This window comes from Pseudomonas sp. 44 R 15 (genome assembly GCF_900004965.1).
GTDB lineage: Bacteria > Pseudomonadota > Gammaproteobacteria > Pseudomonadales > Pseudomonadaceae > Aquipseudomonas > Aquipseudomonas orientalis_A.
In genome coordinates this window covers 29515-47564 of sequence record NZ_CVTU01000104.1, presented here as the reverse complement: position 1 = coordinate 47564, position 18050 = coordinate 29515, and the positions used below count along the sequence as shown (strand labels likewise).

Sequence of the window (18050 nt, the reverse complement as noted above, 5' to 3'; positions counted from 1 at the left end):
GACATGCGTGTCGCCCTGTACCAATGCCCGCCACTTCCGCTGGATGTCGCCGGTAATCTCACACGTCTGCGGCAACTGGCGCACGAAGCAGCGGGAGCCGATGTGCTCGTGTTGCCGGAGATGTTCCTCACGGGCTACAACATTGGCGCCGAGGCTGCAGGCGCCTTGGCCGAGGCTCAGAATGGCGAGTCTGCCCAAACCATTGCCGACATCGCGCAAAGTGCCGGGTTGGCGATTCTGTACGGTTATCCGGAGCGGACCGAGGATGGCCAGGTCTACAACGCCGTGCAGTTGATCGACGCCCATGGCACACGCCTGTGCAACTACCGCAAGACGCATCTGTTTGGCGATCTGGACCATTCGATGTTCAGCGCCGGTGACGACGACTTCCCGTTGGTGGAATTGAACGGCTGGAAGCTGGGTTTGCTGATTTGCTACGACCTGGAGTTTCCGGAAAACACGCGCCGCCTGGCCCTGGCCGGTGCCGAGCTGATCCTGGTGCCCACCGCCAATATGGTGCCGTTCGACTTTGTCGCCGACGTCACCGTGCGAGCGCGGGCGTTCGAGAACCAGTGTTTCGTGGCCTACGCCAATTACTGTGGGCACGAGGGCGATATTCACTACTGCGGCCAAAGCAGCATTGCCGCGCCGGATGGTCAGCGCATCGCCCAGGCGGGGCTGGATGAAACGTTGATCGTCGGCACGCTTGAGCGGCAAGCGATCCTCGACGCCCGCGCCGCCAATCACTACTTGCAGGACCGTCGCCCCGAGCTTTACGGCGCACTGCACAAGCCCTGACCCACCGGGTTTGCTAGCATAGGCACTTGCCCCGTTTCGGAAGTGCCCATGCCTGCGCCGGTTCACCCTCACCCTCTGCACCTGACTTTGGCCAATGGCCTGCACCTTTGCCTGCGCCATGCGCCGCGCTTGAAGCGCTGCGCCGCCGTTTTACGCGTGGCGGCGGGCAGTCATGACGCGCCGTTGGCATGGCCGGGGCTGGCGCATTTTCTAGAGCACTTGTTGTTTCTGGGAACTGAGCGTTTTCCTACAGGCGAAGGGCTGATGGCCTACGTACAGCGTCATGGCGGGCAAGTGAATGCCAGCACCCGGGAGCGCGTCACCGAGTTCTTTTTCGAGCTGCCGGTGTCGACCTTCGACGAAGGGCTGGTGCGCTTGGCCGAAATGCTGACGCACCCTCGCCTGGCCATTGACGACCAACTGCGCGAGCGCGAAGTGCTGCATGCGGAGTTCGTGGCCTGGTCTCAGGATGCCAAGGCGCAGCAACAGGTAGCCTTGCTGAAGGGCCTGGCCGCTGATCATCCGCTGCGCGGCTTTCATGCGGGCAATCGCGACAGCCTGCCAGTGGAACGTGAGACCTTTCAGCAGGCGCTGCGCGAATTTCATCAACGCTTCTATCAGAGCGGGCAGATGACATTGAGCCTGGCCGGCCCGCAATCCCAGGAAGACCTGGAAGCGCTGGCGCAGCGATTCAGTACGCAGTTGAGCCCTGGCCCGCTGCATCCCCAGGCTGCGCCACCGGCGCTGATGGCCGGGCAAGCGCGGGGCTATCAGCACGCTGCCGATCATCATCTGCACCAGGTCATCACCTGTGATGCACCGCGCGAAGCGCTGGCGTTTCTCTGTACCTGGCTCAACAGTGCGGCGCCGGGCGGCTTGCTCGCTGAACTCAAGGATCGACGCCTGGCAACGGCAGTGCACGCCTCGGTGCCGTATCACTTTGGCGGACAGGCCGTGCTGGATATCGACTTTACCCTCGACATCCAAAGCGACTCGACCACACAGATCGAGGCGCTGTTGTACGACTGGCTGAGTTTTTTCGCACACAGCGACTGGGCGCCGTTACGCGAAGAGTTCGCCTTGCTCACTGCGCGCCAGCAGCAGGTCCAGGGCGCCCTGGCGCTGGCACGCAACGACACCGAAGAGTTATCGGAGCAAAGCCTCGCAGCCCTCAAGGCCATGCTCGACGCCTTGCACCTGCCGCCTGCCACGCGCGGGTGGCAGCTTCCACCGAATAACCCGTTCCTGCGCCCGCCCGTCAAGGAAGAACGGGCCGGCTTGATTCGCGGCCAGACCAGCGCCCACCGTGGCTTGCGCACGTTCGCCCAGGATCGTTCACGGGGACGACGGGACCTGTCGGCGCTGACATTCAGCCAGGCCATGGCCAATGACACTGACGAAGGCGCGCTGTACCTGCGCTGGCGATTTGACTGCGGCGTGCCTGCCGGTCTAGAAAACCTGTTGCAGCCGCTGCGCGAGCGTGCCGCTCAGGCGGGTGTCGAGTTGTGTTTCGAAACCATCGCCAATGACTGGCAGGTAAAAATGCTTGGCGTCCACGAGCCCATGCCCGCCGTGCTCGAAGCGCTGGCGCACTGCTTGACCACTGCCGATGAACATCTGCCGCCACCGCCCTCGGCACCGATGATCGCCATCCGCGAACTGCTCAAGGCATTGCCCGGTTGCTGTGCCGGTGTTCAGCCAACGTCCCAGGCAACCCCTGTCTCATGGGCCACCGCGCGTTGGCATGGGCTGGGCGCAGGTTTACCGGCAGCCTGTGAAGCGGCCATCAAAACCGCCTCGGCACGACTGCCTGGGCAACCTGCACCGCTTCAGTATCCGCCTGAAAATCTCCAGGACCAGCGTCTCTGGCATGAGATAAACACCGATTCCGGCGAAGCAGCGCTGTTGCTGTTCTGCCCGACACCCACCCAGGCCCTGAGCGATGAAGCCGCCTGGCGCTTGCTCGGTCATCTGCTGCAAGGGCCGTTCTATCAGCGCCTGCGCGTTGAACTACAAATCGGCTACGCGGTTTTCAGCGGCATCCGACAGCTCAATGGGCAAACCGGCCTGCTGTTCGGCGTGCAGTCCCCCAGCGCTTCCCTGGATGAAATCGTCGAACAGGTGCAGACCTTTCTGGCACAACTGCCGTCATTGATCGAGCGCAGCGCCGACATGGGTAACGAGGCTCTGGCGCAGCAATTCAGGGTCCAGTCACTGCCTATCACCCAAGCCGCCGATTTGCTGTGGCACGCGCACCTGGCGGGTCGCCCATCGGACTACCTGGAGCAATTACAAGATTTGATACAAACCTGCTCGCGGCAAGATGTACAGCGCGCCGCTCAACAGCTGAACGACGCCACAGGCGGCTGGCGTTGCCTCGCCAACGGGCCGTGCCCCCTACGGGCGTGGCACTCGGCCGATTGATCGTTGCCAACCCTGCAACAGGCTTTTTCTTTCAAGACAGCGCTAACTCGAAAAGAATTGCGTAATATTCACACGCAATATCTGAACATCTCCCATGGGAGGTGGACTATATGTACTACTTGGTAGTGAACATCCCCATCCCTTGATAGGAGTATGAATATGACCTGGTCCAAACCTGCCTACACCGATCTGCGCATCGGTTTCGAAGTCACCATGTACTTCGCCAGCCGTTAATTCGCTGGGTACTACAACGCCTCGGTTCGCCCGGGGCGTTTTTGTTTTGAGCTTTGCTGATGGAGCGATCATGTTTGTCCAGATTCTAGGTTCCGCCGCCGGCGGTGGCTTCCCGCAGTGGAACTGCAACTGCGTGAACTGCGCAGGTTTTCGTGATGGCAGCCTGCGGGCCCAGGCGCGTACCCAGTCGTCCATTGCGATTTCCGACGATGGTGTGAACTGGGTGCTGTGCAATGCGTCGCCGGATATCCGCGCGCAGTTGCAGGGCTTTGCGCCGATGCAACCGGGCCGCGCCCTGCGTGACACAGGTATCGGCGCGATCATCCTGATGGACAGCCAGATCGACCACACCACCGGCCTGCTAAGCCTGCGCGAGGGCTGCCCGCACCAGGTGTGGTGCACCGATATGGTCCATGAAGACCTGAGTACCGGCTTCCCGCTGTTCACCATGCTCACTCACTGGAACGGCGGCCTGGCCTGGAACCGTATCGAGCTGGACGCCAGCTTCACCATCAAGGCGTGCCCCAACCTGCGCTTCACCCCGCTGCCGCTGCGCAGCGCGGCGCCGCCTTATTCGCCGCATCGCTTCGACCCGCACCCGGGCGACAACATCGGCCTGATCGTCGAAGACCTGCGCACCGGCGGCAAACTGTTCTACGCCCCAGGCCTGGGCAAGGTCGACGCGCCGCTGCTGGAGATCATGGCCGGCAGCGACTGCCTGCTGGTGGACGGCACGATGTGGGACGACGACGAAATGCAGCGCCGTGGCGTCGGCACTCGCACCGGCCGCGAAATGGGCCACCTGGCGCAGAACGGTCCTGGCGGTATGCTCGAAGTGCTGGAGCAGTTGCCAACGCAGCGCAAAGTGCTTATCCACATCAACAACACCAACCCGATCCTCGATGAAGACTCCCCCGAGCGAGCCGAGCTGGTGCGGCGAAATGTCGAAGTAGCCTACGACGGCATGAGCATTGAGTTGTAGGAGACCTCAGATGACTGATACACCGATGACCCCTGAAGCATTCGAACAGGCCCTGCGCGCCAAAGGCGCCTTCTACCACATCCACCACCCCTACCATGTGGCGATGTACGACGGCCGCGCCACCCGCGAGCAGATCCAGGGCTGGGTCGCCAACCGCTTCTACTATCAGGTGAACATTCCCCTGAAGGACGCCGCGATCCTGGCCAACTGCCCGGACCGGGAAATCCGCCGTGAATGGATCCAGCGCCTGCTCGATCACGATGGCGCGCCCGGAGAAGACGGCGGCATCGAAGCCTGGCTGCGCCTGGGCCAGGCCGTTGGCCTCGATCCCGACCAACTGCGCTCCCAGGAACTGGTGCTGCCCGGCGTACGCTTTGCGGTGGATGCCTACGTCAACTTCGCCCGCCGCGCCAGCTGGCAAGAGGCCGCCAGCAGCTCGTTGACCGAACTGTTCGCGCCGCAGATCCACCAGTCGCGCCTCGACAGCTGGCCGCAGCATTACCCGTGGATCGACCCGACCGGCTATGAATACTTCCGCACCCGGCTGGGCCAGGCCCGTCGCGACGTGGAACACGGGTTGGCGATCACCCTGCAGCATTACACCACCCGTGAAGGCCAGGAGCGCATGCTGGAAATTCTCCAGTTCAAACTGGACATCCTGTGGAGCATGCTCGACGCCATGAGCATGGCCTACGAACTGAACCGCCCGCCGTACCACAGCGTGACCGCAGAGCGGGTCTGGCATAAAGGGATCACCCTATGAGTTTTGATCGCAGCAAAAAACCGACTTGGCGCCCAGGCTATCGCTATCAGTACGAGCCCGCACAGAAAGGCCATGTGCTGCTCTACCCGGAAGGCATGATCAAGCTCAACGACAGCGCCGCGCTGATTGGTGGACTGATTGACGGCGAGCGCGACGTGGCCGCCATCATCGCCGAGCTGGACCAGCAATTCCCCGGCGTGCCGGAACTCGGTGATGACATCGAGCAATTCATGGAGGTCGCCCGTGCCGAGCACTGGATCACCCTTGCCTGAAAAACCCGCTATCGGCCTGCCGCTCTGGCTGCTCGCCGAGCTGACTTACCGCTGCCCGCTGCAGTGCCCGTACTGTTCCAACCCGCTGGATTTTGCCGAGCAGGGCAAGGAGTTGAGCACCGAACAGTGGATCAAGGTATTTCGCGAGGCCCGCGAGATGGGCGCCGCGCAGCTTGGGTTTTCCGGCGGTGAACCGCTGGTGCGCCAGGACCTTGCCGAGCTGATCGGCGAGGCGCGCAAGCTCGGTTTCTACACCAACCTGATCACCTCCGGCATCGGCCTGACCGAACAGAAGATCAGCGACTTCAAAAAGGCCGGCCTGGACCATATCCAGATCAGCTTCCAGGCCAGCGACGAACAGGTCAACAACCTGCTGGCCGGTTCGAAGAAAGCCTTCGCGCAAAAACTCGAAATGGCCCGCGCGGTAAAAGCCCACGGTTACCCGATGGTGCTGAACTTCGTCACCCACCGGCATAACATCGACAAGATCGACCGCATTATCGAGCTGTGTATCGCGCTTGAGGCGGACTTTGTCGAGCTTGCCACTTGCCAGTTCTACGGCTGGGCACAGCTCAACCGTGTGGGGTTATTGCCGACCCGGGAACAACTGGTGCGCGCCGAACGCATCACCAACGAATACCGCGCGAGGCTCGAAGCCGAAGGCCACCCGTGCAAGTTGATTTTTGTCACGCCGGATTACTACGAAGAACGTCCGAAAGCCTGCATGAATGGCTGGGGCAGTATTTTCCTGACAGTCACGCCGGACGGTACCGCCCTGCCCTGTCATGGTGCCCGACAGATGCCGGTGCAGTTTCCCAATGTGCGCGACCACAGCATGCAGCACATCTGGTACGACTCGTTCGGTTTCAACCGCTTTCGCGGCTACGACTGGATGCCCGAGCCGTGCCGTTCATGCGATGAGAAGGAAAAGGACTTCGGCGGCTGCCGCTGCCAGGCTTTCATGCTCACCGGGGATGCGAGTAACGCAGACCCGGTGTGCAGCAAGTCCGAGCAGCACGGCATCATCCTGCAAGCGCGGGAAGAAGCCGAACATGCCACCCAGACCATTGAACAGCTGGCGTTTCGCAATGAGCGCAATTCACGCCTCATCGCAAAAGGCTGAGGGCCTCAGCGCTTGGCGATGATGTACACGGCGTGAATGATGCCGGGGAAGTAACCGCACAGGGTCAGCAGGATGTTCAGCCAGAATGCGCCGCCAAATCCTACTTGCAGGAACACACCCAGTGGCGGCAGCAGAATGGCGATGATGATACGAATGATGTCCATGGGTCAGCTCCAGAAAATCGGCTCGTGTGAGCCGTGTAGCTAATCGACATTGGCGCTTCGTGAGGGTTCAGTGGTTTCTGGCATTGGGCCATCTCATGCCAGAATCTGCAGGCCATGCTTTTGAACAATGCTCAACAACTTGAGCGCCATGCCGCTGGGTTGTTTTTCGCCGGACTCCCACTGCTTAACAGTCGATGCGCTGGTGTTCAGGTAGCGCGCGAACACGGGCTGGCTGACGTGGCTGCTTTCACGCAAGTGTTTGATCTGCTCGGCTGGCATATGTGCAGGCACCGTTGCCAGACACGTTTCGTCGAACTCACGAAGCGTGGTTTTGCTGATGGCGCCAATTGTATAAAGCGCTTCGGCGGACTGGTGAATAGACTCAAGCGCCTCACTTTTATATTTCCTGGTCATGATGTATCTCCACAAACTCTTTTAAATCCAGCAATTGCTGAATCTGGACATGGTTTAAGTCTTCGTAGAGCTTGGCCAGCAACCGAAAGCCATCCAGTTCACGCTGACTGATATTGCTCTGACTCTGCTTGGCGAACAGCAATTGGTAGACCCAGTAGTGCCTGCCTTTAGCCAGGACAATGGAGCGATGGCGATTTTGGTTCAGCCGCTTCTTCCAAACGCCGCCGCCCAAATTTTCAGCCTGCCCGTTCAGCAAATCGCTGAATGCTTCTTTTAGCTCAGAATCGCTTATCCAAGCTTTGCTGGCTGCTTTCGCAAAATTCCGAGTTTTGAACAATCTGAGCTTCATGAAAATCCTTCTCGAAAACATACCACTCGGTGGTATAGATTAGAAGAGGGCGTTGGGCGCCCCCATCGACATTCCTTGCCGAAGCCCGCTAAAAAGCCATTGTTTCCAACGACGCACAAGCAACCTTTTCAATCCAAAAATTACGCACGCAAAAAAACGCCCCCAGCCAAAAGAATCAGGCTGGAGGCGCCGCGTATCCCGCGAGACGGTTCAGGAAATGGGATCAGACGGCAATGCCCTTGCGGCATTGCAGTTGGGCGGTGCGTACCCGAGAGAAGGCACGGGCCAGGCGTAGGAGCATTTCGTCAATGTGGTTCTTACCGATGTTCAGGGCGGGGGTGAAACGCAGGGAATCCGGCTGCGCAGCCGTGAGGATCAGGCCTTCGTGCAGCGCGGCCTTTACTACCGCAGCCGCGCAATCGTCCGACAGAGTCAGGCCCCATATCAGTCCGTTGCCGCGCAGTTGCCCATGCTCGTAACGGTAGGCCAGGCGGGTAAGGCCTTCTGCCAGGTAGAGGCCGGATTCGCGTACGTGTTCGAGAAAGCCGTCGGTCAAGACGGCCTCGAGCACCGCGATCCCCGCTGCGGCCATCAGCGCATTGCCGTGATGGGTACCGTCCAGCTCGCCCGTTTCGAAGCAACAGGCGGTGCCGCGTGCCAGCAACGCCGCCAGCGGCACGCCACCGCCCAGGCCTTTGCCGAGGGTAATGATGTCGGCGCGAATGCCATATTGCTGCTCGGCGAGCAGACTGCCGCAGCGGCCGATCCCGGTTTGCACTTCATCGAGAATCAGCAGGATGCCCAGTTCGCGGCACAGACGTTCGACGCCCTTGAGGTAGTGTTCGGTCGCAGGGATGACACCGGCGGCGCTTTGGATCGGCTCCAGCATGATGGCGACGGTATGCGCATCGACGGCGGCGTGCAAAGCCGGCAGATCGTTGAAAGGTACATGACTGAAACCCGGCAACTGCGGCTCGAAACGGTTTTCCCAGGCAACGGCCGAAGCCGACATCGCGGCGAAGCTCTGGCCGTGGCAGCCGTTGCTCACCGTAATGATGTGATAAGCGCCGCCGCGATGCAGTTGGCCCCATTTGCGCGCCAGTTTGATTGCGGCTTCGCAGGCCTGGGCACCGCTGTTGAGCAGGTAGGCCTGATCGCTGCCGGTGTGATGGCACAGGCGATCAACCAGGTCGAGCTGCGCCCGGTTGTACAAGCCCATGCCCGGGTTGATCACGGTTTGCATCTGTTCGGTGATGGCGTCGCGCACCGCTTGTGGGCTGTGGCCGAGGCTGTTGGCGCCGCCGCCCTGGCTGAAATCCAGGTAGGCACGGCCGTTACTGTCCGAAAGCCAGGCGCCTTGACCCTGGACAAACACCTCGCAGGGACGCGCGACAGTGGGCATCAGGCATTGGCTGGAAAAATCATCAGGCGGAGCATGAAGTACCAGGTCGTCAAGACTGGGCGCCGGACGCCGGAACAGGTTCACAGTTCAGCCCCGATAGCAACCGCACCTGGGTAGGTGTCGGGTACCAACAGCGCGACGCGGTGTTTTGTCTTGCCTATGTAAACGCCATTACCAAAAACGTGAGTCATTGCCCGATTCGGCCCTGTAAGCCCTGCGAATAGGCGCTAGACTAGGCCGCTCGGAGGCCAACGGCCATTTCGATTTTCCAGCTTTTTCGATAAGCAAATCTTATGGATTTCAAGCAACTGCGTTATTTCGTCGCGGTTTATGAGGAAGGCCACGTAGGGCGTGCCGCAGAGCGTCTGTCGATCTCCCAGCCGGCCTTATCGCAGCAGGTTCGCCAACTGGAGCAGAACCTCGACGTGAGCCTGTTCGAACGCAGCAGCAAGCGCCTGCTCCCCACACTCGCCGCACACACGCTGTACAACCACGCCTTGCCCCTGATCGACGGCATGCAGCAAGCCGTGGAGGCGTTGCGTAACTTCAAGGGCCAGGCGATGCGCACCTTGGCCATCGGTGTGCTGCAAACCGTGCACACCAGCCTGGTGCCGCAAATGCTCGAGCGGGTGCGCAAGGCCCAACCGCACCTGGTCGTGCAGATCTACGAATTGACCGGGCTTGAGATCGAGCGGCGGCTGCTCAACGGCTCGCTGGACATCGGCATCAGCTACCTGCCACCCCGCCAACCGGGCCTGCATGGCGTGTTGTTGTACGAGGATGAATTGAAGGTGGTCATCCCTGAGCAACATCCCTTGCGGGAATTCAAGAAGGTCTCGCTGAAACAGGCAGCGGAGTTGCCGATGTTGCTGCTGGGGGAGGAATTCCAGGTACGGCAGATCTGGCAGGGTCAGTTGGCCAACCTGGGCCGACGCCCGCAGGTGCAGGCCGAGCTCAATACCATGGCGGGGATTCTCGACAGCCTGCCTCATACGCAGTTGTCCACTGTGTTGCCGGGGCGTTCCCAGGACGAACACAACAGCCAGTCGCTGCTGTGGAAACCCTTGAGCGAACCCAGGGTGCCGTTGAAAGTCGGTTTGGTGTGCCGTGACGTGCAGCGCCAGCAAGCGACGGTGGCGTTGCTGCGCACGTTGCTCGAAGACGTGATGAATGCCCCGCAGGCGGGCGCCTGACTTTTTCGAGGGCAAAAGAAAACCCCGCCGAAGCGGGGCTTTGCAGACTGTTTCCCTGACATCCATTTCACTCCGCCATCCTGGCAGAATCCTACGTGTCCGTGTTGTTGCTTTGCGCTTCCTGCGCGACGTCCATGTGAAGTAGATTATCCGTGGATCCAATTTGGCGATAGAGGACGATTAGCAGCACGTCATGTAAGAGATTGCTTACACGCACGCTTCGCCCCTAGAACAGTGCTTCATCCATCAGGAACAGCGACTCGCTACCGGCCTTCACCGACGCGCTCAACGAATGAATACGCGGCAACAGGCGCGCAAAGTAAAAGCGCGCCGTGCCCAGCTTGCTGGCATAGAAATCGTCTTCGGCCTCTTTGCCCAACGCGGCCTTGGCCATGCGTGCCCACATATAGGCATACGCCATGTAACCAAACGCGTGCAGGTATTCCACCGATGCCGCGCCGATTTCATTCGGATTGGTCTTGGCACGGTCCAGCACCCAGGCGGTCAATTCGTCCAGGTTGTCCACCGCCGCGCCGAGCGGGCGGGTGAACTCGCCCAGTTGCGCGCCGGCACTGGCGATGAACTGGCGGATCTCATCGGCGAACAAGGTGTAGAACGCGCCGCCGCTGCCGACAATCTTGCGCCCCATCAAATCCAGTGCCTGGATACCATTGGTGCCTTCGTAGATCTGGGTGATGCGCACGTCACGCACCAATTGCTCCTGACCCCACTCGCGAATGTAGCCGTGGCCACCGAACACTTGCTGGCCGAGCACGGTGGTTTCCAGGCCCAGGTCGCTGAGAAACGCCTTGGCGACCGGCGTCAGCAGCGCCACCAGGTTGTCGGCGCGCTCACGGGCAGCAGCGTCTTCGCTGAATTTGGCGATGTCCAACTGCGTGGCCACATAGGTGGAGAACGCACGACCGCCCTCGTTCGCCGCCTTCATGGTCAGCAGCATGCGGCGCACGTCCGGGTGCACGATGATCGGATCGGCCGGTTTATCCTTGGCTTGGGCGCCCAATGGCGAACGGCTCTGCACCCGATCTCGGGCATATTCAATCGCGTTCTGATAGGAGCGCTCGCCGGAAGCCAGGCCCTGGATACCTACCCCCAGGCGCTCGTAGTTCATCATGGTGAACATCGCCGCCAAGCCACGGTTGGGCTCACCGACGAGGTAGCCGACGGCTTCGTCGAAGTTCATCACGCACGTCGCGGAGGCCTGGATGCCCATCTTGTGTTCGATCGAGCCGCAGGTCACCGGGTTGCGGGCACCGAGGCTGCCGTCGGCGTTCACCATGAACTTGGGGACCAGGAACAGCGAAATGCCCTTGGGCCCCGCCGGTGCATCAGGAAGCTTGGCCAGCACCAAGTGGATGATGTTTTCGGTCAGGTCGTGTTCACCGCCGGTAATGAAAATCTTGGTGCCGCTGACTTTGTAGGAACCATCCGCCTGCGGCTCGGCCTTGGTGCGAATCATGCCCAGGTCGGTACCGGCATGGGCTTCGGTCAGGCACATGGAACCGGCCCATTCGCCGGAATACATCTTCGGCAGGTAGGTGGCCTTGAGTTCGTCGCTGGCGTGGGTATTGATCGACACGCAAGCGCCCGAGGTCAACATCGGGTACAGGCCGAACGCCAGGCTGGACGAGTTGATCATCTCCTCGACCTGCGCCGACACCGCCTTGGGCATGCCCATACCGCCATACACCGGATCGCCGCCGACGCCCACCCAGCCACCTTCGGCATAGGTCGCGTAAGCCTGTGGGAAACCGTCCGGCGTGCTGACGGCACCGTCCACCCAGCGGCAGCCTTGCTCATCACCGCCACGGCTTAACGGCGCGATGGACTTGGCGGTGACCTTGCCGGCCTCTTCGAGGATGGCTTCAACGGTTTCGGCGTCAACCGTGTCTGCCAGGGCAGGCAACTGCGCCCAGGTGGTGGCGACGTCAAAAACTTCGTTGAGGACGAAGCGCATATCACGCAACGGCGCTTTGTAATCAGCCATGGCAAACCTCGTGAGAACGTGAAAAGTGATTCGATAGGATCGGTTTTACAGGCTCCGAGTGTACCCGAACAACTTTTAAGACACATAGGGTCCGTTCGTGACCGACAAGTATTTGTAAGTCACGAACCAGGCTGTTGCCGCACGTTTACAATGCGAATGCCTGCGCCGGCAGGCTCATCAGGCATTCGCTGCCCGCCTCCACTGCTGCCCTGTGCATCGTGGTGCGCGGTAACAGGCGCTTGAAATAAAAGTCACACGTGGCCTGCTTGGCCTGGGCAAACCCTGGGTCGTCGTGCGCCTGCGCCGCAATCGCCATGCGCAACCACAGGTAGGCGAGGATGATGTAGCCGCTGTACATCAGGTAGTCCATGGCCGCCGCTCCCACTTCGTCGGGATTGCTCATCGCCGCCGTACCGACCTTCAGCGTCAGCTCGCCCCATTGCTGGTTCAACTGATTGAGCTGTTCGACATGGGCCTTGAGTTGCGGATGTTCGGCATTGGCGGCACAGAACTTATGCACGATTCTGGTAAAGCCGCGCAGCAACTTGCCCTGGCTGCCCAGCACCTTGCGCCCCAGTAGATCGAGCGCCTGGATGCCGTTGGTGCCTTCGTAGATCGGCGCAATCCGCGCATCACGGGCCAGTTGCTCCATGCCCCACTCGCGAATATAGCCATGGCCGCCGAACACTTGCATACCGTGGTTGGTCACCTCCAGCCCGGTTTCGGTCATGAAGGCTTTGCAGATCGGCGTGAGGAAGGCCAACAGGTCCTCGGCCTCCTGGCGCTGGGCGGCGTCGCGGCTCAAGTGCGCGGTGTCGAGCAACTGGGCGGTGAAGTAGGTCAGCGCACGATTGCCTTCGTTGAAGGCTTTCATGGTCAGCAACATGCGACGTACATCGGCATGCACGATGATCGGGTCGGCGGGTTTGTCCGGAGCCTTGGCGCCGGTCAGCGAGCGCATTTGCAGGCGCTCCCCGGCATATTTGATCGCGCCCTGAAAGCTTGCCTCGCCATTGCACAGCCCCTGCATCCCGGTGCCCAGGCGCGCGTGGTTCATCATGGTGAACATGCAGTTGAGGCCTTTGTTGGCTTCGCCAATCAGAAAGCCCCTGGCGCCGTCGAAGTTCAGCACACAGGTGGCCGAAGCCTTGATGCCCATCTTGTGTTCGATGGAGCCGCACTGCACGGCGTTGCGTTCGCCGGAATCGGCATGAAACTTGGGCACGATGAACAACGAGATGCCTTTGGTCCCCGCCGGTGCATCCGGCAGCTTGGCCAGCACCAGATGGATGATATTGGCACTCATGTCGTGCTCACCGGCCGAGATGAAGATCTTGCTGCCGGTGAGCGCATAACTGCCATCGGCCTGAGGAACCGCGCGAGTCTTGATCAAACCCAGGTCGGTGCCGCAGTGGGCTTCGGTCAGGCACATGGTGCCGGTCCACTCGCCGGCGGTGAGTTTGTGCAGGTACGTGGCTTTCTGTTCGTCGGTGCCGTGGGCGTGAATCGCCGACATTGCGCCGTGGGTCAGGCCCGGGTACATGCCCCAGGACGTATTGCTGGAGCCGATCATCTCGCTCAGCACCAGCCCGAGGGACTGCGGCAACCCCTGGCCGCCGTAGGCCGGGTCCGCCGCCACGCCGTGCCAGCCGCCTTCGACGTACTGGGCGAAGGCTTGCTTGAACCCCTTGGGCGTGGTCACGACGCCATTGTCAAAATGGCAGCCCTCCTCGTCGCCGCTGCGATTGAGCGGCGCGAGGACGTTTTCGCAGAACTTCGCGCCTTCTTCGAGAATCGCACTGACCATGTCGGGGCTGGCGTCCGTCGCGCCCAGGGCCGCGTAGTGACCATGGAAATCGAACACGTTATCGATCAGAAAGCGCATGTCGCGCAGGGGAGCTTTGTACTCAGGCATGGCGATGTCTCCGGCGGCAGATGGACTCAACCTACTGCCGGCCAACGCCGCGAACAATCACTGTAGCGCTGCTGAATACAGCGCCATTACTCAACCGGCAGCGCTTTCCATGCGCACGGCGCCGCGACGGTTCTGCCCGGCCGCGATCACGCAATTGCGCCCGGCGCCCTTGGCGGCATAGAGCGCCTGATCGGCGCACTTGAGCACTTCTTCAGGACTACGCTGCTCGGCCTGACGTTCGGCCACGCCGATGCTGACCGTCACCGACACACTGGACGCACCACTGGCGGCCCGACGCTGGCGACCTTGATGGTCGTCATTGGGGCGGTCCGGGTTGCGCAACTTGATCGCATAGGTGGCTATGCTTTCGCGGATCGCCTCCAGGTGCGGCAGGCATTCATCCAGGCTCTTGCCGGCAAACACCACGGCGAACTCTTCACCGCCGTAACGGTAGGCGCGCCCGCCGCCGCTGACCTTGGACAGTTTGCTCGCCACCAGGCGCAACACCTGGTCGCCCACGTCATGGCCGTGGGTATCGTTGAAACGCTTGAAGTGGTCCACATCGCTCATCGCCAACACATAGTTGCGCCCCAGCCGCTGCATGCGTTCGTTCAGGGCGCGGCGGCCCGGCAAGCCGGTCAGCTCATCGCGAAAGGCCATTTGATACGCCTCATGCGCCACACCGGCAGCGATCATCAGCATCACCTGGCTGCACATGATGTTGAGCGTAAACGGCAGGATGAAGGTTTGCGGCAGCATCCAGAACATCCCCAGCAACCCCACCAATTGCGCAGCGTGCAGCGGGCGCGGCTGATACCAGTACTGGGCGGCCAGGGTGATAAAGCCAATCAGAAACATCGGGTATGAAAGCTGGATCAAGCTCATCCACGCGCCATGCAGCGCCGGCCAGCGAATCTCGGCCAACCAGTCCAGCACGCCCTGTGGGTAACGTTGCTCCAGCGCAAACGCCACGCTGCCGACGGCCAACAGCACCGCGCAACGTGCGACGAAGTCACGGAACAGGTGAGTCTTTTCCTGCCACAGCGCGTACACGCTGAACAGCAACGGCAGCAGCAGGCAGCACAGGTGAAACACGACGGCGGCGTCTTCGCGCACGCGACCATTGTCGCGGTAGAAATCGGTCTGGGTGTCCAGCAGGAAATAGACGACGTACACCGTGACCATCAGGAACAACTCACGCTGGCGCCGATACACCGCGCAGTACGCTCCGCCGAGCAACAGCACCAGGGTCGGCAGCACGTTGAACAGCGAGGTGAAGAAAACGTTGAGGTCCTTGAGATAAGCAGCCGAGAGCCCAGCCATCAACAGCAGCAACGAGGGTAGGAAATGACTGAACCGCACAGCGGACACGCGTAACAAGGGTAGAACTCCGACCCGCAAAAAGTAATGGCATGGTGCTTCTACACAGCCAGTTAAACACAACCCGTCCGACCTGTATCACATTGCCATCACTGTAACGGCACGCTTCATTAAAGCCTTAGCGTCAGCGCGCATTTTTCGGATCGGCACAGAACGCATGTGGGAGGGGGCTTGCTCCCGATTGCAGTGTGACAGCCGCCAAATCGTGTAGCTGACATACCGCAATCGGGAGCAAGTCCCCTCCCACATTCACCGCATTTCAATGCTTGGTCAGCGGCCTTTGCACACACAAAAAAAACCGCTTCCCCGGAAGGAAGCGGTTTTTCTGAACCCGGTAAGGCTTAGTAAGCCAGGCCGAAGTCTTCTTCTTTCATGTCCATCAGGTTTTTGGCGCCCGACAGCATGGTCGCTACATGGGTGCGGGTACGCGGCAGGATGCGCTGGAAGTAGAAGCGCGCGGTCTGCAGCTTGGCGGTGTAGAACGCCTCTTCGCTGGTGCCGGCGGCCAGTTTCTCGGCAGCCAGGCGCGCCATGTCGGCCCAGAAGTAAGCCAGGCAGGCATAACCGGAATACATCAGGTAGTCCACCGAGGCGGCACCGACTTCTTCACGGTCTTTCATCGCAGCCATGCCGACCTTCATGGTCAACTCGCCCCACTCTTTGTTCAGCGCCGCCAGCGGTGCAACGAATTCCTTGACGGCTTCGTTGCCTTCGTTGGCCTGGCAGAACTTGTGCACGATCTTGGTGAAACCCTTGAGCGCTTCGCCCTGGGTCATCAGCACTTTACGGCCGAGCAGGTCGAGGGCCTGGATACCGGTGGTGCCTTCGTACAGCATCGAAATGCGGCTGTCGCGAACGTTCTGCTCCATGCCCCACTCGGCGATAAAGCCGTGACCGCCGTAGATCTGTACGCCGTGGTTGGCGGACTCGAAACCGACTTCGGTCATGAACGCCTTGGCGATCGGGGTCATGAAGGCCAGCAGGCCATCGGCGTGTTTCTTGGCTTCGTCATCGGTGCCGTACTTGACGATGTCCACTTGCTTGGCGGTGAAGTACACCATCGCACGGTTGCCTTCAGCAAAGGCTTTCATGGTCAGCAGCATGCGGCGCACGTCAGGGTGCACGATGATCGGGTCGGCGGCTTTTTCCGGCGCTTTCGGGCCGGTCAGGGAACGCATTTGCAGGCGGTCACGCGCATATTTCAGGCCACCCTGGAAACCGATCTCGGCGTGAGCCAGGCCTTGCAGCGCGGTTCCCAGGCGAGCGGTGTTCATGAAGGTGAACATGCAGTTCAGGCCTTTGTTCGCCGGGCCGATCAGGTAACCGGTGGCCGCGTCGAAGTTCATCACGCAGGTGGCGTTGCCGTGGATGCCCATCTTGTGCTCCAGGGAGCCACAGGTCACCGCGTTGCGCTCACCGATCGAACCATCGGCGTTAGGCAGGAATTTGGGCACGATAAACAGCGAGATACCCTTGGTACCGGCCGGTGCATCGGGCAGGCGCGCCAGTACGATGTGGACGATGTTGTCGGCCATGTCGTGCTCACCGGCCGAGATGAAAATCTTGGTGCCGGAGACTTTGTAGGAGCCGTCAGCCTGAGGTTCGGCCTTGGTGCGCAGCATGCCCAGGTCGGTGCCGCAGTGCGGCTCGGTCAGGCACATGGTGCCGGTCCACTCGCCCGACACCAGCTTGGTCAGGTAAGCCTCTTGCTGCTCCGGCGTGCCGTGCTCGGAAATAGTGTTCATCGCGCCGTGGGACAGGCCTGGGTACATGCCCCACGACCAGTTGGCTTCGCCGACCATTTCACTCACGGCAAGGCCCAGGGACTCCGGCAGGCCTTGGCCACCGTGCTCCACGTCATGGGCCAGGCTTGGCCAGCCGCCTTCGACGAACTGTTTGTAGGCTTCTTTGAAACCGGCAGGGGTTTTAACGCCTGACTCGCTCCAGGTACACCCTTCGATGTCACCCACGCGGTTCAGCGGCGCCAGCACTTGCTCACAGAACTTGGCGCCTTCTTCGAGAATGGCGTCAACCATGTCCGGGGTAGCGTCCTGGCAAGCCGGCAGGCTCTGATAGTGCGCTTCATAACCGAGCAGTTCGTCACGAACGAAGCGAATATCACGCAAGGGGGCCTTGTAGTCAGGCATAGCGATAAACCTCTGCTGATGTATCTGGGATGAACAACCGCGTGAAAGGATGATGGCGGTCAAACAGGTGTTTGAAACATACGTTTACGACCTGGGGTTGTCAAGCGTCGGCCCGACGCCGTTTGTCTTGATGCGGGTCAATGGCGCGCACGGCCAAGCCTGTGGCGTGATGCCACATGATTAAGAAGTGTAGGAGTTAAGCGAGAGGGCACAAAACAATGTGGTAGGGGGCTTGCCCCCGATGGCCATAGGCATCTACACAATTTCGGTGCGACACCGCACCTTTGGCGAGGGAGCTAAAGCGTATCTACCTGACGCTCCGAGGTCCAAATGTGGGAGGGGGCTTGCCCCCGATGGCGGCCTCTGGGCCGACCAGGATGTTGGATCAGATTGAGTACATATCCGTTTCTGCGGTAACGGCTGCTAGTGGTTCCGCTTTTACAGCGGCTCACTTTTGAAAAGCGCAAAAGTAAGCAAAACGCTCT

At 60.7% G+C, this 18050-nt stretch carries 16 protein-coding genes; 8 read left to right on the top strand and 8 right to left on the bottom strand.

Annotation, left to right across the window (positions count from 1 at the left end):
• The first annotated feature begins 3 nt into the window (after positions 1 to 3).
• The 7 genes from BFP93_RS18370 to pqqE all read left to right on the top strand — a co-directional run bounded on the left by BFP93_RS18370 (position 4) and on the right by pqqE (position 6596).
• Positions 4 to 798, top strand: a complete 795-nt coding sequence (locus BFP93_RS18370; protein WP_065894153.1) for a carbon-nitrogen hydrolase family protein — start codon at positions 4 to 6, stop codon at positions 796 to 798.
• A gap of 48 nt (positions 799 to 846) precedes the next feature.
• Positions 847 to 3222: a pyrroloquinoline quinone biosynthesis protein PqqF gene (gene pqqF, locus BFP93_RS18365; protein WP_065894151.1), complete on the top strand. Its 2376-nt coding sequence runs from the start codon at positions 847 to 849 to the stop codon at positions 3220 to 3222.
• Positions 3223 to 3381: 159 nt separating this feature from the next.
• The gene (gene pqqA, locus BFP93_RS18360; RefSeq protein WP_003194766.1) at positions 3382 to 3456 is read left to right on the top strand and encodes a pyrroloquinoline quinone precursor peptide PqqA; all 75 of its coding nucleotides are present in this window, start codon (positions 3382 to 3384) and stop codon (positions 3454 to 3456) included.
• Positions 3457 to 3526: 70 nt separating this feature from the next.
• Positions 3527 to 4438, top strand: coding sequence for a pyrroloquinoline quinone biosynthesis protein PqqB (pqqB, locus tag BFP93_RS18355; protein WP_065894149.1), 912 nt, complete (start codon positions 3527 to 3529; stop codon positions 4436 to 4438).
• A gap of 10 nt (positions 4439 to 4448) precedes the next feature.
• Positions 4449 to 5201 carry a pyrroloquinoline-quinone synthase PqqC gene (gene pqqC, locus BFP93_RS18350; protein ID WP_065894147.1) on the top strand — a complete coding sequence of 251 codons (753 nt, stop codon included), beginning with the start codon at positions 4449 to 4451 and terminating at the stop codon, positions 5199 to 5201.
• Complete coding sequence (gene pqqD / locus BFP93_RS18345; RefSeq protein WP_065885486.1) at positions 5198 to 5473, top strand: pyrroloquinoline quinone biosynthesis peptide chaperone PqqD; 276 nt, start codon at positions 5198 to 5200, stop codon at positions 5471 to 5473. Before pqqC ends, pqqD begins: the two co-directional genes overlap by 4 nt.
• Entirely contained in the window at positions 5415 to 6596 is a 1182-nt protein-coding gene (pqqE, locus tag BFP93_RS18340) for a pyrroloquinoline quinone biosynthesis protein PqqE (protein WP_065894145.1), read from the top strand. Before pqqD ends, pqqE begins: the two co-directional genes overlap by 59 nt.
• 5 nt (positions 6597 to 6601) lie before the next feature.
• Here the strand turns inward: pqqE and BFP93_RS18335 are convergent, their stop codons facing one another.
• From BFP93_RS18335 to BFP93_RS18320, 4 genes are all read right to left on the bottom strand, one after another.
• On the bottom strand, positions 6602 to 6760 hold the full coding sequence (locus tag BFP93_RS18335; RefSeq protein ID WP_003194776.1) for a YqaE/Pmp3 family membrane protein: 159 nt from the start codon (positions 6758 to 6760) through the stop codon (positions 6602 to 6604).
• 93 nt (positions 6761 to 6853) lie between these two features.
• Positions 6854 to 7174, bottom strand: a complete 321-nt coding sequence (locus BFP93_RS18330) for a helix-turn-helix domain-containing protein (protein ID WP_065885484.1) — start codon at positions 7172 to 7174, stop codon at positions 6854 to 6856.
• The gene (locus BFP93_RS18325) at positions 7158 to 7523 is read right to left on the bottom strand and encodes a type II toxin-antitoxin system RelE/ParE family toxin (protein WP_065885483.1); all 366 of its coding nucleotides are present in this window, start codon (positions 7521 to 7523) and stop codon (positions 7158 to 7160) included. The genes BFP93_RS18330 and BFP93_RS18325 overlap by 17 nt, the downstream gene beginning before the upstream one ends.
• Positions 7524 to 7746: 223 nt before the next feature.
• Positions 7747 to 9009, bottom strand: a complete 1263-nt coding sequence (locus tag BFP93_RS18320; protein ID WP_065894144.1) for an aspartate aminotransferase family protein — start codon at positions 9007 to 9009, stop codon at positions 7747 to 7749.
• A 209-nt stretch (positions 9010 to 9218) separates the two neighbouring features.
• On the opposite strand from BFP93_RS18320, the gene BFP93_RS18315 reads away from it, so the two are divergent.
• Positions 9219 to 10118, top strand: a complete 900-nt coding sequence (locus BFP93_RS18315; RefSeq protein WP_065894142.1) for a LysR family transcriptional regulator — start codon at positions 9219 to 9221, stop codon at positions 10116 to 10118.
• A gap of 226 nt (positions 10119 to 10344) precedes the next feature.
• Here the strand turns inward: BFP93_RS18315 and BFP93_RS18310 are convergent, their stop codons facing one another.
• From BFP93_RS18310 to BFP93_RS18295, 4 genes are all read right to left on the bottom strand, one after another.
• On the bottom strand, positions 10345 to 12123 hold the full coding sequence (locus tag BFP93_RS18310) for an acyl-CoA dehydrogenase C-terminal domain-containing protein (protein ID WP_065894139.1): 1779 nt from the start codon (positions 12121 to 12123) through the stop codon (positions 10345 to 10347).
• 145 nt (positions 12124 to 12268) lie between these two features.
• Positions 12269 to 14038 (bottom strand): acyl-CoA dehydrogenase C-terminal domain-containing protein, encoded by a 1770-nt coding sequence (locus BFP93_RS18305; protein WP_065894137.1) that lies wholly within the window; start codon positions 14036 to 14038, stop codon positions 12269 to 12271.
• A 90-nt stretch (positions 14039 to 14128) separates the two neighbouring features.
• Positions 14129 to 15418, bottom strand: coding sequence for a GGDEF domain-containing protein (locus BFP93_RS18300; RefSeq protein ID WP_065894135.1), 1290 nt, complete (start codon positions 15416 to 15418; stop codon positions 14129 to 14131).
• A 341-nt stretch (positions 15419 to 15759) separates the two neighbouring features.
• Positions 15760 to 17565, bottom strand: a complete 1806-nt coding sequence (locus BFP93_RS18295) for a phenylacyl-CoA dehydrogenase (RefSeq protein ID WP_065894134.1) — start codon at positions 17563 to 17565, stop codon at positions 15760 to 15762.
• Between the last annotated feature and the right edge of the window lie 485 nt (positions 17566 to 18050).

Bases quoted from the DNA above. Each gene is read 5' to 3' on its own strand.
- BFP93_RS18315 (WP_065894142.1), top strand. From the start codon at position 9,219: ATGGATTTCAAGCAACTGCGTTATTTCGTCGCGGTTTATGAGGAAGGC.
- BFP93_RS18305 (WP_065894137.1), bottom strand. From the start codon at position 14,038: ATGCCTGAGTACAAAGCTCCCCTGCGCGACATGCGCTTTCTGATCGAT.
- BFP93_RS18295 (WP_065894134.1), bottom strand. From the start codon at position 17,565: ATGCCTGACTACAAGGCCCCCTTGCGTGATATTCGCTTCGTTCGTGAC.
- pqqE (WP_065894145.1), top strand. From the start codon at position 5,415: ATGACATCGAGCAATTCATGGAGGTCGCCCGTGCCGAGCACTGGATCA.
- BFP93_RS18335 (WP_003194776.1), bottom strand. From the start codon at position 6,760: ATGGACATCATTCGTATCATCATCGCCATTCTGCTGCCGCCACTGGGT.
- BFP93_RS18370 (WP_065894153.1), top strand. From the start codon at position 4: ATGCGTGTCGCCCTGTACCAATGCCCGCCACTTCCGCTGGATGTCGCC.
- pqqB (WP_065894149.1), top strand. From the start codon at position 3,527: ATGTTTGTCCAGATTCTAGGTTCCGCCGCCGGCGGTGGCTTCCCGCAG.
- pqqC (WP_065894147.1), top strand. From the start codon at position 4,449: ATGACTGATACACCGATGACCCCTGAAGCATTCGAACAGGCCCTGCGC.
- BFP93_RS18330 (WP_065885484.1), bottom strand. From the start codon at position 7,174: ATGACCAGGAAATATAAAAGTGAGGCGCTTGAGTCTATTCACCAGTCC.
- pqqF (WP_065894151.1), top strand. From the start codon at position 847: ATGCCTGCGCCGGTTCACCCTCACCCTCTGCACCTGACTTTGGCCAAT.
- pqqD (WP_065885486.1), top strand. From the start codon at position 5,198: ATGAGTTTTGATCGCAGCAAAAAACCGACTTGGCGCCCAGGCTATCGC.
- BFP93_RS18310 (WP_065894139.1), bottom strand. From the start codon at position 12,123: ATGGCTGATTACAAAGCGCCGTTGCGTGATATGCGCTTCGTCCTCAAC.
- BFP93_RS18325 (WP_065885483.1), bottom strand. From the start codon at position 7,523: ATGAAGCTCAGATTGTTCAAAACTCGGAATTTTGCGAAAGCAGCCAGC.